The 13,368-nt window shown below is 61.2% G+C and carries 14 protein-coding genes; 9 read left to right on the top strand and 5 right to left on the bottom strand.

Annotated elements, in window-relative coordinates; all coding sequences use genetic code 11:
* Positions 1-299 precede the first annotated feature (299 nt).
* Entirely contained in the window at positions 300-698 is a 399-nt protein-coding gene (locus R9B84_RS24515; RefSeq protein ID WP_423762624.1) for a nuclear transport factor 2 family protein, read from the bottom strand.
* Positions 699-780: 82 nt separating this feature from the next.
* Between R9B84_RS24515 and R9B84_RS24520 the strand changes: the two genes are divergently transcribed.
* Positions 781-1,722, top strand: coding sequence for a LysR substrate-binding domain-containing protein (locus R9B84_RS24520; protein ID WP_423762625.1), 942 nt, complete (start codon positions 781-783; stop codon positions 1,720-1,722).
* A gap of 210 nt (positions 1,723-1,932) precedes the next feature.
* Here R9B84_RS24520 and R9B84_RS24525 read toward each other — a convergent pair whose 3' ends face one another.
* Positions 1,933-2,559: a LysE family translocator gene (locus tag R9B84_RS24525; protein ID WP_423762626.1), complete on the bottom strand. Its 627-nt coding sequence runs from the start codon at positions 2,557-2,559 to the stop codon at positions 1,933-1,935.
* 724 nt (positions 2,560-3,283) lie between these two features.
* On the opposite strand from R9B84_RS24525, the gene R9B84_RS24530 reads away from it, so the two are divergent.
* Positions 3,284-3,967: a response regulator transcription factor gene (locus R9B84_RS24530; RefSeq protein WP_423762627.1), complete on the top strand. Its 684-nt coding sequence runs from the start codon at positions 3,284-3,286 to the stop codon at positions 3,965-3,967.
* 32 nt (positions 3,968-3,999) lie between these two features.
* On the opposite strand, the gene R9B84_RS24535 is transcribed toward R9B84_RS24530, so the two are convergent.
* Positions 4,000-4,461, bottom strand: coding sequence for an Lrp/AsnC family transcriptional regulator (locus tag R9B84_RS24535; RefSeq protein WP_423762628.1), 462 nt, complete (start codon positions 4,459-4,461; stop codon positions 4,000-4,002).
* Positions 4,462-5,496: 1,035 nt separating this feature from the next.
* Between R9B84_RS24535 and R9B84_RS24540 the strand changes: the two genes are divergently transcribed.
* From R9B84_RS24540 to R9B84_RS24565, 6 genes are all read left to right on the top strand, one after another.
* Entirely contained in the window at positions 5,497-7,776 is a 2,280-nt protein-coding gene (locus R9B84_RS24540; RefSeq protein WP_423763569.1) for a sigma 54-interacting transcriptional regulator, read from the top strand.
* 373 nt (positions 7,777-8,149) lie between these two features.
* Positions 8,150-8,338 carry a DUF1843 domain-containing protein gene (locus tag R9B84_RS24545; protein ID WP_059749228.1) on the top strand — a complete coding sequence of 63 codons (189 nt, stop codon included), beginning with the start codon at positions 8,150-8,152 and terminating at the stop codon, positions 8,336-8,338.
* 48 nt (positions 8,339-8,386) lie between these two features.
* A complete protein-coding gene (locus R9B84_RS24550; RefSeq protein ID WP_423762629.1) occupies positions 8,387-9,004 on the top strand; it encodes a DUF1842 domain-containing protein in 618 nt (205 codons plus the stop codon).
* A gap of 46 nt (positions 9,005-9,050) precedes the next feature.
* Positions 9,051-9,638 (top strand): DUF1842 domain-containing protein, encoded by a 588-nt coding sequence (locus tag R9B84_RS24555; RefSeq protein ID WP_423762630.1) that lies wholly within the window; start codon positions 9,051-9,053, stop codon positions 9,636-9,638.
* A 129-nt stretch (positions 9,639-9,767) separates the two neighbouring features.
* Positions 9,768-11,216, top strand: coding sequence for a GDL motif peptide-associated radical SAM/SPASM maturase (locus R9B84_RS24560; protein ID WP_423762631.1), 1,449 nt, complete (start codon positions 9,768-9,770; stop codon positions 11,214-11,216).
* 199 nt (positions 11,217-11,415) lie between these two features.
* The gene (locus R9B84_RS24565) at positions 11,416-11,628 is read left to right on the top strand and encodes a hypothetical protein (RefSeq protein ID WP_423762632.1); all 213 of its coding nucleotides are present in this window, start codon (positions 11,416-11,418) and stop codon (positions 11,626-11,628) included.
* A 102-nt stretch (positions 11,629-11,730) separates the two neighbouring features.
* Here the strand turns inward: R9B84_RS24565 and R9B84_RS24570 are convergent, their stop codons facing one another.
* Positions 11,731-12,135 carry an NUDIX hydrolase gene (locus R9B84_RS24570; protein WP_423762633.1) on the bottom strand — a complete coding sequence of 135 codons (405 nt, stop codon included), beginning with the start codon at positions 12,133-12,135 and terminating at the stop codon, positions 11,731-11,733.
* Between the two features lie 313 nt (positions 12,136-12,448).
* Between R9B84_RS24570 and R9B84_RS24575 the strand changes: the two genes are divergently transcribed.
* Positions 12,449-12,688 (top strand): hypothetical protein, encoded by a 240-nt coding sequence (locus tag R9B84_RS24575; protein WP_423762634.1) that lies wholly within the window; start codon positions 12,449-12,451, stop codon positions 12,686-12,688.
* Positions 12,689-12,999: 311 nt separating this feature from the next.
* Here R9B84_RS24575 and R9B84_RS24580 read toward each other — a convergent pair whose 3' ends face one another.
* On the bottom strand, positions 13,000-13,317 hold the full coding sequence (locus R9B84_RS24580; protein WP_423762635.1) for a hypothetical protein: 318 nt from the start codon (positions 13,315-13,317) through the stop codon (positions 13,000-13,002).
* Positions 13,318-13,368 lie beyond the last annotated feature (51 nt).

Genomic DNA, 13,368 nt, shown 5'->3' on the forward strand with positions numbered 1-13,368 from the left:
CTGAAAGAGTCGCGATATGAGCAAGAAGGGAAGCCCTTTCCGCGCCGAAGACTCGCCCGCGTTCCGAAGAGCGCCTTTCCGCCGTGGGTACTGAAGCTGTTCGGGGAAACTGCCGTCGATGCCGTTTGCCTGGATGGTCGGTCAGACTTGCGATGACTCGCTGCGGCCCGAAGCAAGGTTTGCATTGATCCACGATGCCACGTCGGTGACCGGAATGGCGCGACCTTGATCGACATCGCTCGTCGGCAGAGCAGCCCTTCGCAAACGCCGGCCTTCGGTATCGAGCGACATCGAATCAGTTAAGAGTACTTGTCGCCGACCGTACTGCGAATCGGATGGGTGTCGTAGACGATGATCATCCGTTCGATGAGACCCGCGATATCGAACTCGAACACGTCGACGCACTCGAAGCGCGCCACCGAACCGTCTTTCAGGGCCCAGTCGTAGATGAAGTAACCTGTCGCACGTCGAGCTCCACTTGTGCTGACGCAGATATCGATCGGTGTAATCTTGCTCTCTCCCGATGCGGCAGCAACCTTCGAAAAGAAGGGCTCTGGGTGCATCCAGCCGAGAAATGGCGAGAAAATCTGCGCGTCCGGCGTAAACAGCGCGCAGATGGCACCGACATCGCCTCGCTCCAGTTCCCGAAGGTACGCGCGAACCTGTTCCGTATATAGTGATTTCGACGTTGAGCCCAAAATTATCCTCCGATCGTTCGTTGACAACCCCGTTCATGCGTAAGAACGGGGCATCCGGTAGACGCACGATAGCGACGCACCGATGACCGAACAATCGAAAAATTTGCAATCCGGGTATGCGGCGCATGCATATCCGCTGGCTGACTTGACGCGGCCCCTCCCGCCGTTGGCAGCGATTCAGTCATTCGTTGCTGCGGCGCAGCTCGGCAGCGTCAGCAAGGCTGCGGATCATCTATGCAGGACGCAAGGCGCAGTGAGCCGCCAGATACAGCAGTTGGAAACGCATTATCGATGCGCACTGTTTGTGCGCCATGTATCGGGTCTGACGTTGACGGCTGAAGGAAATGCACTGCTGACGGTCGCGATCAACGTGCTCACGCAATTGGTTCAGCACGCGGATTCCCATGCACGGGCGACCTCGGTGCTCACGTTGAAGTTGCCGTCCACGTTCGCCATTCGCTGGTTGCTCCCGCGGCTGCCGGACATTCATCGCGCCATGAGCGGGACGGAGCTTCGTATTTCGACATCCGCGGACGATACGCCGGATTTCACGACGTCCGACGTCGATGCCATCGTTGTGCGAGGCACGGGACAGTGGACCGGTATGGAAGCGGTACCGCTGTTTTCCGAGATGCTTACGCCGATGTGCGCGCCCGCATTGGCGACATCACTGCGAACCGTTGCCGACCTTGCGCATGTCGATTTGCTCCATCCCGGGCCCAGCCACGCAGAGTGGAGATGCTGGCTCGATCACGTTGGGGCACGCCAAATCGATGCAGGACGTGGACTGGTATTCGATACCCTCGAATTGACGCTCACGGCATCGATGGAAGGACACGGAGTTGCAATCGGCGACCCACGAATGGCAAGAGACCGACTTCGTGCCGGATCTCTGGTGACACCGTTTGAGGATGTGGTCCCGGACGACCTTTCGTACTTCCTCGTCTATCCGCCCCAACGTGCGGAACAACCGAAAATTCGAGCCCTCGCCGACATCTTGCTACGACTTGCGCGAGAAGATTGATCGATAGGCGAGCGTCCGATTCGGTGGGCGCTGCAGCCTCGTCCCGCGCCGGCGCTCATTGTTTGATTCGCGCGTGGGTGCCGCCGCACGTCTTCCCGGTGGAGGGCGAGCGGCTCGTATCGGCGAGCGCATGAGAAACGCGATCGCGCGCACTGCGGCGCATTTCGAACCGGTCGTACACCGGCAAACGCACGGAGTAACGACCTGAACTCATTGGCGCTCGAATGCGAGCTTGACGCCCAGCGCCAGCAGGACGACGCCGCTTGTCCGATGTATGCGGGTGAGGATGCGCGGATTGCGTCGGATCGAGGCCGACAGCAGACCGGCGAACAGTGCGACCGGCCCCTTGACCAGGAACGTCAGGCCGGCGAACGTCACGCCCAGTATGAAAAGAGACAGCATCGGCCGCGTCGAATCAGCAGGGACAAATTGCGGCAGAAAGGCAAGGTAGAACAGCACGATCTTGGGATTCGATACGTTGGACAGCGCGCCTTGCATGAAGGTACGCAGCGCCGATGCCGGCGCGCCTTTACTACCCGACAACGTCAGCTCGCCCGACGAGCGCAGAAGCATCACGCCGAGGTACAGCAGGTACAGCGCACCGGCCAGCTTCAGCAACGTATACAGCCATGCGGATGCCTGAAGAAGGGCGCCCACGCCGAGCGTCGCGAGCATCGTGTGCACGATCAGTCCGACGCTGACGCCTGCTGCGGTAACGATGCCCGCGCGGGTTCCGCTCGATAGTGTCCGCGACATCACCAGAACCATGTCCTGGCCGGGGGTAAGAATGATCAGAAGGGAGGTGGCGATGAACGGCAACCATGACAGGTGCAACATGGGATATCTCCTGGAGAAGATGGCCTGACGAGGACCGCGCTGCGGGCTGCATGTTGCAGGCGGGTGGACCAGTGGATTATCGCGACCTTCCTGTAGAGATTGGATGCGTATTTCACTACAACTATTGTGAACTTTGGACGATTTGGCTATTGCAGGGGCATATGGATGAAATTTGATCCAATGCGATCCCGAGCATCCAGCGCCCATGGGTCGCCCGACAACGGTATGCGCACCACGGCAAGCTTCCCTGCGACAAGGTGCCTGCACAGGCCCAACCGGCCAACAGCGGCCGGCTGGCGCCGCATCTATTCGTCTGATTAAAACTCCGCCAATCGCACGAAAGTGCCTCCGTCGGCCGCTACCGAGGCGTGTTGGAGCATTTCACTACCGATTCGGGGTTTGTTGGCGACTGACTCCAACCAGGGTGCATGGGTTGACCATATTTGCATCCAATTTCTACCGGGTAAGAGGAATAATCTCGCTACCGATCGGCCAGTTGAAATTACACGAGGCTGATTTAAATCAAGCGGGCTCTCGAATCGCTTAATTGATTCACGCCCATTTTCGCTTTATTGCGGACGAATAATCTTATTCGCGCCGCGGAATAGCGCGCGGGCGATCGTGAGCGTGATTAACGGCAAGCATGTAATCGAGACTTATCTGGATTCTCGAAGTGCGCACCCGTCGGGGTGCGTGCGGATGCCATTGAAATTGATTGATTCCAATGAAGATACTGCTACTCGAAGACGACGCCGCGATGTCGGATTTTGTCGACCTGACATTGCGCCAGCACGGATATCACGTCGAAGTTCGCCGGGACGGTGCATCTGCGGTCCGGAAGCTCGAAAAATCGATATTCGACCTGGTTATTCTCGACTGGGTGGCTCCACTGATGTCGGGGATGGACGTTCTCAAGTGGATTCGCCGCAACATCGGCGACAACCTGCCGGTTTTGTTCCTGACCAACCGGACATTCGAGCAATGTGTCGCCGGGGCATTGAACGCCGGGGCCGACGACTACATCCTCGAGCCGATCGGTCCGGCGGTCCTGCTGGCGCGGGTGAGATCGAACACGCGCCGAGCCAGGCACGGTCGCGAAATGCCCGGCCTGATTGAGGTCGGGAATTATATGCTCGACGAGAAAATAAAAACTGTTTCCTTGAAGGGCGCCGAGATTCCGTTGACCGACAAGGAATTCGGACTCGCTGCCATTCTGTTCAAGAATCTTGGGCGGGCAGTCCCGCGCGATCATATTTTTAAAATTCTTTGGGGAAAGAACGAGGGCAGATACTCACGGTCGCTGGATGCCCATGTCTATCGAATCAGGAGCAAACTCGCACTCCGTGCCGAGAACGGCATTTCGCTGAAATCCGTCTATACGGTCGGCTATCGACTCGAAACAGTCTGATTGTCTTATGTGCGTCGATGGGTTCCTGATTGTCACCAAATCGGCAGGCTCGTCGTATGCTTGATTTGCCTGAGCGGAATCTCGGTTTGGACGTTCCGCACACCGTCGATTTTCGTGAGCGTCTCCATCTGGAAGCGCTGGTAATCGTCGAGGTCCTTCGCGATGACGCGCAGGAGGTAGTCGTAGCTGCCCGCCATCAAATGGCACTCGAGCACTTCCGGCGCTTTTTCTATTTCACGCGCGAAGCGCTCCACCGTGGTTTTGTCCTGGCGATCCAGTGTAATTCGCACAAAAGTCGAAAACTTCAGTTCGATCGCCGCAGGATCGAGCAGCGCGACGTATCCGTTGATGACTCCGTGCTCCTCGAGGAGGTGGACGCGGCGCAAGCAAGGCGTGGCGGAGAGCCCCGCCTGCTGCGCGAGTTCCGCATTCGTCTGGTTCGAATTCTGTTGCAACGCACGCAGAATGCGTTTGTCGATCGCATCGAGCTTCATTGGTGTGTATGACTACGTTTCCCAAGTGAATTGGATGATAGCGCCAGATTCGCCGGTGTGTCGGGCAAATTTCATGGCAGCTGGCAGGTCGGCTTTCATTGCGCAGTCGTGTGTCGCGACAGGCGCGATTCAAAGCATCCAGGTTGGCGAGCACCATGATGTCTGCGCGGCGAACTCATCGACGGCGAAATACCCGTTTGCATCAATTGGCGCTGGAGAAAAATTGACATAAGTGTTTCGAGTGTTATTTTGATGAAGCAGTGCTGATTGCAGCGCGTGCCAGAGAAATTCGTACAGCACGAGGTTATTGAAATTTTATTTATAGGTGAATGGAGGCGTGGTATTGGGTGAGTTTAAAATATTTCATAACCAACATTATTTGATTGTAGGGATATTTTAATTATTTCGTCACACAAGAATCTGTATCGGCGTTCATATAACCACGATACATATTCGTCATACCAAATCGTTTCGATGGTCGGGCGTCGTGATTCGACATCCTGCTGATTCGGTAGCGATCGATCTCTGCTCCAATGCGTGGGCCGACTCGAACCCCGGACGAACGCACCCGGCAGCTTGTATCGTCAGCACCGGAGATTTGTCCCCTGATCAACCATGCGATGCAGACTGCGGCACATCGTCAACAATCACGATAATTATTACCCGGGCCATGCGTCCGTTTTTAATAATATTCCAGCCCCATTTATTTTAATCCTTGTCTTACGAATTCACGCTACACTCTTTTAAACCTCAGCCAACATCCAGTCGTGACGATTTTGAAATCGGGAATCAGAAACGAGAAACGTGCTGCAGGTTGATTCGACAAGCGCAGCCGTCGTGCTTTGTCGAAAGAAGATTGAAAAAAATCGCTCTCGAATTCGACCGAATAGGAAAGAGCATGCCAAAACCGGGGACAGAAATCCGCAGTGCGGGCAGGCTGCCCGATCCTGAAGCGACGGCGCGCGCCGGCACCGCTGTTCGGCGGGCCGACGTCGTCCTGCACTGGCGTGCATCGCGATTTCCGCGTAACGCGTGATGAATCCGATACGGAGCAGGGCCGCCTCCGGCCCTGGCGTGTGCGCACGCGACACGGGCGCACCTGAGTCGCAGGCGCTGATCGGCGTGTCGTCCGCGTTTCGCCAACTGGTCGGGATGATCGACCGCGTCGCGCCAACCGAGCACACGCTGCTCATCGTCGGGCCGACCGGTTCCGGAAAGGAACTGGTCGCGCGGCGTCTTCACGCAAACGGGCCGCGTCGCGACATGCCGTTCATCGACGTGAATTGCGGCGCCATCCCCTACGACCTGATCGAAGCGGAGTTCTTCGGTCATGCGCGAGGCGCCTTCACCGGCGCCGTCGAACACCACCGCGGCCTGTTCGAGCAGGTAGGGTCGGGCACGCTCTTTCTCGACGAGATCGGCGAGCTCCCCCTGGCGCTGCAGCCCAAATTGCTCCGCGTGCTCGAAACGCGCACGTTCCGGCCGATTGGGGCATCTGTCAGCCAGCGGTTCGACGGGCGCGTCGTTGCGGCGACGCATCGAAACCTGCTGGAAGAAGCGCGCGCCGGCCAGTTCCGCGAAGACCTGTTCTACCGGCTCGCGGTATTCATCCTCAACGTGCCGGGGCTCGCGCAGCGAAGTGAGGACATCCCGCTCCTTGCAGCCCATTTTGCGGCCCAGCAAGCGCGCACGATCGCGTTCACGCCGGCGGCAACCAAGCGGCTGTGCGAACAGCCGTGGCCAGGCAATGTTCGCCAGTTGCGCAACCTCGTCAGTCAGCTGAGCGTGTTTGCGCCACATGCGCGGATCGACGCCGAGACTCTGGCGCCGTTTCTGGCGACGGAGGCGCACGACGACGCCGAGCGCGCCCATCTCGCGGATCGCCTGCTGGAGCTCGACGGCGACGACAAGCTGGCCGCAGCCGAACATCTGTTGATCGATCGCGCGCTGGAGAGGACGTCGCATAACAAGAGCGCCGCGGCCGCGTTGCTCGGTGTCGGCCGCAAGGTCATCGAACGCCGGCTCAAGGCACGCGAAGCGCAACACGGGGAAGCGAGGCAGTGTCTGGAGCGCGCGGAAGCGCTGGTCAGCACCGCCCGGTTTCGCGAAGCCGTTGCGCTGCTGCGTCGCTGCCTCGATCTGCTGCAAAAGGCCAGTACGACCGAAGACAACCGCCGACTGCAGCTCGGCGCGTATCGCCTGCTTGCCGTCAGCCTGCGCAGCGTCCATGGCTGGCAGTTTCCCGAGGCATTGGCCTGTTACAACGCAGCTTTGTCGATCGGCGACGGCGTATGCGACGCGCGTGAACTCGCGGCGGTTCAATTCGGCATCTGGACGACGCAACTGGTGACGCTTCAGCTCAGCAAGGCGCGCGCCACGGCTCAGGAGCTCCTTCAGCGAGCGCACGCGATGGGGGATCGGGCCGCGCTCGACGAGGCCCACGTCGCGCTGGCCACTACGCTGTTCTGGCTCGGCGACAGCGAGGAAGCGCTGGCATCGCTGTCTCGCGGCGGACTGTGCAGCATGGGTGGCGCCGACCGCCGGCTCGGGGTCCAGGGCGTCGATGTCGCGGGACTCGCATTGACGTTCGAGGGGCTCGCCGCATACCAGACCGGGGCGGTCGACGACGCGCGCCGTGCGATGGACGGTTTGATCGCGCGAACGGAGGAGGAACATCCGCGTTCGCCCGGTCGCACGGTCGATCTGCAAGGCGCTGCGTGGCTGGCGATGCTGTTCAACGACACCGAGCGGCTCGGCGGTCTGACGACCGCGCTCGACGCTGCATCGTCAGCCGGCGGTCCGGCTTGTTGTAGCGGGGCGGCCCGAATATTCAGAGCCTGTTATCTGAGCGCGGTCGGCAAGCACGGCGAAGCCGAGGCGATGCTGCTTGACGGCTATGACAACGACATCGCGAAGCATGGCGGCGCGCTGTTCTATTCGATCAAGACCTGGAAGCACGGCGAGATCCTGTTGAGCACAGGGCGTGCGCGGCAATGCGAAGCGCTCGTTTCCGAGGCGATCGACGAAGTGATCCGCAGACAGGAGCGTGCTTATCTCGGCGAGTTGCTCATCGTCAAGGCACGTGCGCAATGGATGCTCGGCGACACCGGCGCGGCCGAGCAAGGGCTGCGCATCGCGATCTCGACAGCGCAGGCGCTCGGCTCGGTACCCGCGCGGCTTGCCGCGACGACGTATCTCGCGGATCTGCTGCAACAGTTCGCGCGGACGACGCCGGCCGTCGAAGCGCTCGAGCGACCGTTGCACGTGCCTGCGGCTGCGCTGCCGGGCCTGATCCAGGCGCCCGGGCTGCTGTAGCGATTGCGTCGACGCGAGTGTCCTGAATGCGCAGCACGACGGGTTGGGTCCCCTGGCCCTGGCGTCGTGCATTCCTCCTTCGCCGATCGACCTTCTCTTGCCGCCGCGCCAGCGGCGGTCCATCCATACCGTTTTCCGTCGAGTCCCCGGTCTTGACTGTCATTGCATCCGGGAAGCCGAACCACGCAGCCGCACATGGACGCATTCGTCCATCGCGCAGCAATCGACCGGACGAAATCGTCCGTTGATCGGCGAGCCGAAGTGGATCCTGCGGGCGCATGCCGGACGTGCGGCAACTGGCACGTGCGTTGCTTTGTCTGGTGCTCGCGGAGACTCCGCGAATCGGGGCGACCATCTTTTCAGCGAGAACGGTATGAACAGGGAAACCGGGCATGTCATTCCGCCTTACGGCGTAGCGATCCACCAGGCCATATCGGAAGGGGATCTGACAAAAATGAAGGCTTTGCTGAGCCAGGCCGAAGAGGTCCTGAAGCAGCACGGGGACCTTGCCGCTGCGGTCGGCAAGCTCAAGCAGGAAATCGTGAAGCGCGAACGGGCCTGACCGGTCGTCGCGCGCAGCACCGTTTCGTTCACCACCCAGGAGGACCAGATGTCCGAGAACACACGTACAGGGCTTTTCCCGGCCGGCTACCTCATCGGCACGGGGTTGCCGGGCGCTCCGACGCTCAGGCTCGCGTTGCTCGTCGACACGCCCGAGCGCAGTGTGGTCGGCACCGCGACCGTCACGCAGGCAGTGAACCCGCCCGTCGAGTTTCATGCCGACGTCTGGGGCAACTACACGTACATGGCGCTGATGCCGCCCGTCAACACGCGAATTCTGGTGACGCTGCAGGGCAATGACGGCGGGCCGACCGCGAATTCCATCGTGACGTTCCGGCTCCATCTCGTGCTGGAAAACGACTGGCAAAGCGGCGTGGCTTCCTACAGCTACTTCGACAACGGCAGCTGGCACGCAATCGAGAACGTACCGGCAAAGATCGATCGGGAATTCGTGCCGCTCGAGCCGGGCCCGGTGATCCTGGAGCCGTACGGAGGGCCGCGACCCTTGTACGGGGCGCCCATTCAACAGGCGACGGCCTCCGGCGATCTCGCGCACATGAAGACGGTTGCCGCTGCCGCGAATCATCAGTTGCAAAGCCGCGACGAAATCGCAGCGGCGCTGGCTGCGCTGAAGGCGGAAATCGCCCGTCTGGAAGCCGGGCATTGAGCCCGGCCGGGTCTTGTCGATCACTATTCGCTACAGGAGCTACGTAATGTCCGCCGCTCTTTTTCCCGTAAATTTCCGCGTCGCCACGCCCGCAATCGGCGCACCTGTCCTCACGCTGGCGCTGCTCGTCAATCCGCCGGCCAAGAAGGTCAGCGGCGTTGCCCGCATCACTCAGTCGACCTGGCCGCCGCTCGAATTTCGTGCGCAGGTATGGGGCCAATACAACCAGATGGTGCTGGCGCCCGGCGCCAAATCGCAACTCGTCCTCAGCCTGCAAGGCAATCCGTCGGGGCCGACCAGCAGCCTGGCCGAAACGTTCCACCTCCAGGGCATCGTCGAGGCGGACTGGAAGTCGGGTGTCGCCAGTTACCGGTTCTTCGACGGGGAACGCTGGCACGAAGTCGAACACGCGATCATGACCGCGACCGGCGCGCTGCAGCCGCTCGAGCCACGACAACAGCCTGTGACGCCACTGTACGGTGTCGGCTTGCAGCAGGCGCGGCAATCGGGCGACCTCGGTCGTATGAAGGCGCTGGCACGCGTGGCCGAACAGCAGCTGGCTGACGCCGGCCGCATCGAGGAAGCGCTCGCCGGCCTGAATGCCGAGATCGCGCGCCTGGAAGCGCGACGCTGAGCATGTGCGGCGCAGGGAACGCGTGCCGCCGTCCGCGGCACGCGTTGCGGGCAGCGGGCAGCAACGGCCGCGGAAAGCCCGATCGACATGCAGCCGACGCGGGCGAAACGACACTGGAAGGACATCGGCATGGACGAGACCCAAGTACGCCCGGTTCGATTCCTGGGCGATGAGGACTACAAGCGTTTCATCCCGGTTCATGTCGTATGGGAGATCACGCTGGCTTGCGATCTGAAGTGCCTGCATTGCGGATCCCGCGCAGGCCGGCGGCGGACCAACGAACTGTCGACGGACGAGTGCCTCGAGGTAATCGAGTCGCTGGCCAGGCTCGGCACGCGCGAAGTGTCGATGATCGGCGGAGAGGCCTACCTGCGCAAGGACTGGACGCAGCTCATCAAGGCAATCCGTTCGCACGGGATGTACTGCGCGGTCCAGACGGGGGGCCGCAACCTGACGCCGGCGCGGCTTGCTCAAGCCGTCGAAGCGGGCCTGAACGGTCTGGGCGTGTCGCTGGACGGCCTGGCGCCGCTGCACGACAAGGTGCGCAACGTCCCGGGTTCGTTCGACCGGGCCGTGGATACGCTCAAGCGCGCCCGCGCGCACGGTCTTTCGATCAGCGTGAATACGCAGATCGGCTCGGCGACGATGCGCGATCTTCCGGCGCTGATGGACACGATCATCGAGATCGGGGTCACGCATTGGCAGATTCAGCTGACGGTCGCGATGGGCAACGCGGTCGATCACGACGAATTGCTGCTCCAGCCGTACCAGCTCGAGGAGCTGATGCCGCTGCTTGCCGATCTCTACAAGCGGGGTCTCGATCGCGGCCTGCTGATGAACGTCGGCAACAATATCGGCTACTTCGGTCCGTACGAGCATCTTTGGCGCGGTTTCGGGGACGAGCGGGTGCACTGGACCGGATGCGCGGCGGGGCAGACCGTCATTGCGCTCGAAGCGGACGGCACCGTGAAGGGTTGCCCGTCGCTGGCGACGGTCGGCTTCGCGGGCGGCAATGTCCGCGATTTGTCGCTCGAACAGATATGGCGGACCAGCGACGCGATTCATTTCGGCCGACTGCGCTCCGTGGACGACCTGTGGGGATTCTGTCGCACGTGCTACTACGCCGACGTGTGCCGCGGCGGCTGCACGTGGACATCGCATTCGCTGCTCGGCAAGCCGGGCAACAACCCTTACTGCCACTATCGCGTGCTCGAACTGAAGAAACAGGGTTTGCGCGAGCGCATCGAGAAGATCGAGGATGCGGCGCCGGCGTCGTTCGCGGTGGGGCGCTTCGATCTCGTCACCGAACGCATTGCGGACGGCGCGCCCGTGTCGAGCATTTCCCGGTCGGGGCAGACCGTCGAACTCGCGTGGAAACACAAGGGCAAGCGTGCGCCGGACGTCGGAAGAATTCCGCCCACGCTCGGTCTGTGTCGTGCCTGCAACGGCTACGTTCACCGGCACGAATGCGAGTGTCCGCACTGCGGCGCGGACATCGAGGCTGCTGCGCGCGCTTACGAGCAGGATGCGCAACGGCGCCGCACGCTCATCCGGGAGGTCGAGCGGCTGTTGAGTTGATCGGTGCCGGCGGCGCGCGCCCTTTCTCGGGACAATGACCGTGCGGACCGACGCAGCACACCGGCCGTGACCGGGCAAACTTGATCGGGAAAAGCACTGAACGTTTGCGAATTTTTTCCGGGCTATAGTGGAGCCACTGGGGGTAGACGCGGCGTTAATTGCCGATACCGATCAGGTAATCACTGTAGACGGGTGCTGCATGAAAAATAAAATCGAAAAGACCGCCGGACCGGTCTGGGGTGTGGCTGCAGGATTGCTTCTCGCTGCCGCAGGACTGAGTCTCGGCATCTTCCCGACGTCCCTGCACGGCTCGGGAACCGCAAACGACTTCATGGCGTCCGGTGCCGCGATGCTGGGCATCTTCCTCGTCGTCTATTCCGCGCACGAGTTACGAAGAAGGCGCGCGCACTGAGCGGTCGCGCGTCGCCGATCCACGAACAACGACTCGAGCCGTCGCCGGCTCGGGCGTGCGCTCGTCGTCGATGTGCACGAGCGGCACGGGATTTCGTGCGGGCTACGACTTGCGGATTTCGTGGTTGTGGACGAGTTCGACGATTCGCTTCGTCGGGATGCTCGCGCGCAATTCGCCGACGCCGTCGATGGGAAACCACCTGCAATGCTCGATCTCGTTGTTCGCTTGCGGCGTCTGGTCCGGGCCGACTTCCGCGAAGAACACGTGATGTGCCTTCGCGAGCCCGGTGAATTGCATCGAGTAAACGAGATGCTGGCCGACCAGGCCGGTTTCTTCGCACAACTCGCGATGCGCGGCTTCGAGCGGCGTTTCCGCGCGCTTGATCGTGCCGCCGGGAAGGGCCCAGCGCGACGACGCGCGCGCGACGAGCAACACCTGGCCGTCGCGGTAGCAGACGATCGTCGCCCGTTCTTTGATGACTACTTCGGTCGATTGTAGGGAACTCATGGGCTCGGGGGCGTGGACACTGGCGTGATTCTAGCCAGCGCTTATCACGGTGCCAAGGCGGCATTGGCCGGAACCGCTCGCGTATGGAAGCCGGTTATGTCCAGGGTGACGTATGCGAGCACCTGGAACCGTCGGGAACGGATGCAAAACAAACTTGTGCGACCGGCGCCGCAATTGCACCGGTCGATAAGTCAAAGCTGCTCGCAACCTGCGAATTGCCGACGAATCGGCTGGAAAAGGAGCGTTTACAGGCGGATTCGTCCGGCTCTCGGGGCGCATACTTAAGGCCCCAATAACCAGACCGGACACGGCGATGACTACCCTAAGCATGCAGACGATCGCTTGCGGCAAGACCATTCAGGTAGCGCTGATGACCGATGCCGGAACGGCCAGGATTTTCGTGATGGACAATGGCGACGGTTCCCATCAGCCACAGATCATGAAGGTCCGGCAGTACCTCGATGCGGGTATGACGGATGAGGACGTCGTCCGCCATGTGCTGAATATCGTTGTGGCCTCGATCGAGCGGCGTGGCCAGCTATGGGCGCACTGAACTTCTTCCGAGCGGTCGTCTGCACAGGGCGTGCGCTGCCGCGATTTGCTCGAAAGGGGATTCGGTCAGGATGGCGAAACGCACTCGACGCAGGTGCAATGCCTGCGATCGGATCGGAAGCAATCAGCGATCGCATCAGCCTGTCGAACGAGGTGTGAGTCGCGATGTGGCGATGCGTTGTGGACGATCGTGCCGTGGATATTTGCGATCGAACGCCGGCGCGATCGCGGCCGTTGCCGCCGTTACGCAACTGAACGCACGACCGGACTTCCACGAAATTCGCAGGCTCGCGTGTCGGGCCTGTAGGCGCGCTACCCCCTGGGGTGCTTCATCTCCTCGGCTTCCATTGCCGCGTTTCGTTCCTCACTCGCGGAAACAGGTTCCATGGCATCGTCGATCGAGGCCAATGCACACTCGCAGGCCAGCTTCGTTTCCTCAATGTCGGCGTCAGGCTCGTCGTCGTCGTTGGGAGGGGGATCGAGCATGTCTCTGAGCATCGTCGCCAGTTCCGGGGTATCCCATGGTTCGCCCCGGTGTTCCTTTTTCTTGATGTAGTGGCGGATTTCCGCATCCTGTTCGGGTGTCAGTGGAAGGTGCCGAAAGGTGCTGTTTGGGTTGGCATCAATCATGATGTTGCTCCGAAGTCCGGCAGGGTCCCGGGTTGGCTGCTTCCCGGTATG

It is taken from the genome of Burkholderia sp. NLJ2 (assembly GCF_049487195.1).
GTDB lineage: Bacteria > Pseudomonadota > Gammaproteobacteria > Burkholderiales > Burkholderiaceae > Burkholderia > Burkholderia pyrrocinia.

What these genes read in the sequence shown, in the direction of transcription:
- R9B84_RS24530 (WP_423762627.1), top strand. Translation starts at nt 3,284, where the DNA reads ATGAAGATACTGCTACTCGAAGACGACGCCGCGATGTCGGATTTTGTC.
- R9B84_RS24550 (WP_423762629.1), top strand. Translation starts at nt 8,387, where the DNA reads ATGTCCGAGAACACACGTACAGGGCTTTTCCCGGCCGGCTACCTCATC.
- R9B84_RS24580 (WP_423762635.1), bottom strand. Translation starts at nt 13,317, where the DNA reads ATGATTGATGCCAACCCAAACAGCACCTTTCGGCACCTTCCACTGACA.
- R9B84_RS24540 (WP_423763569.1), top strand. Translation starts at nt 5,497, where the DNA reads ATGAATCCGATACGGAGCAGGGCCGCCTCCGGCCCTGGCGTGTGCGCA.
- R9B84_RS24555 (WP_423762630.1), top strand. Translation starts at nt 9,051, where the DNA reads ATGTCCGCCGCTCTTTTTCCCGTAAATTTCCGCGTCGCCACGCCCGCA.
- R9B84_RS24570 (WP_423762633.1), bottom strand. Translation starts at nt 12,135, where the DNA reads ATGAGTTCCCTACAATCGACCGAAGTAGTCATCAAAGAACGGGCGACG.
- R9B84_RS24575 (WP_423762634.1), top strand. Translation starts at nt 12,449, where the DNA reads ATGACTACCCTAAGCATGCAGACGATCGCTTGCGGCAAGACCATTCAG.
- R9B84_RS24525 (WP_423762626.1), bottom strand. Translation starts at nt 2,559, where the DNA reads ATGTTGCACCTGTCATGGTTGCCGTTCATCGCCACCTCCCTTCTGATC.
- R9B84_RS24520 (WP_423762625.1), top strand. Translation starts at nt 781, where the DNA reads ATGACCGAACAATCGAAAAATTTGCAATCCGGGTATGCGGCGCATGCA.
- R9B84_RS24560 (WP_423762631.1), top strand. Translation starts at nt 9,768, where the DNA reads ATGGACGAGACCCAAGTACGCCCGGTTCGATTCCTGGGCGATGAGGAC.
- R9B84_RS24535 (WP_423762628.1), bottom strand. Translation starts at nt 4,461, where the DNA reads ATGAAGCTCGATGCGATCGACAAACGCATTCTGCGTGCGTTGCAACAG.
- R9B84_RS24565 (WP_423762632.1), top strand. Translation starts at nt 11,416, where the DNA reads ATGAAAAATAAAATCGAAAAGACCGCCGGACCGGTCTGGGGTGTGGCT.
- R9B84_RS24545 (WP_059749228.1), top strand. Translation starts at nt 8,150, where the DNA reads ATGAACAGGGAAACCGGGCATGTCATTCCGCCTTACGGCGTAGCGATC.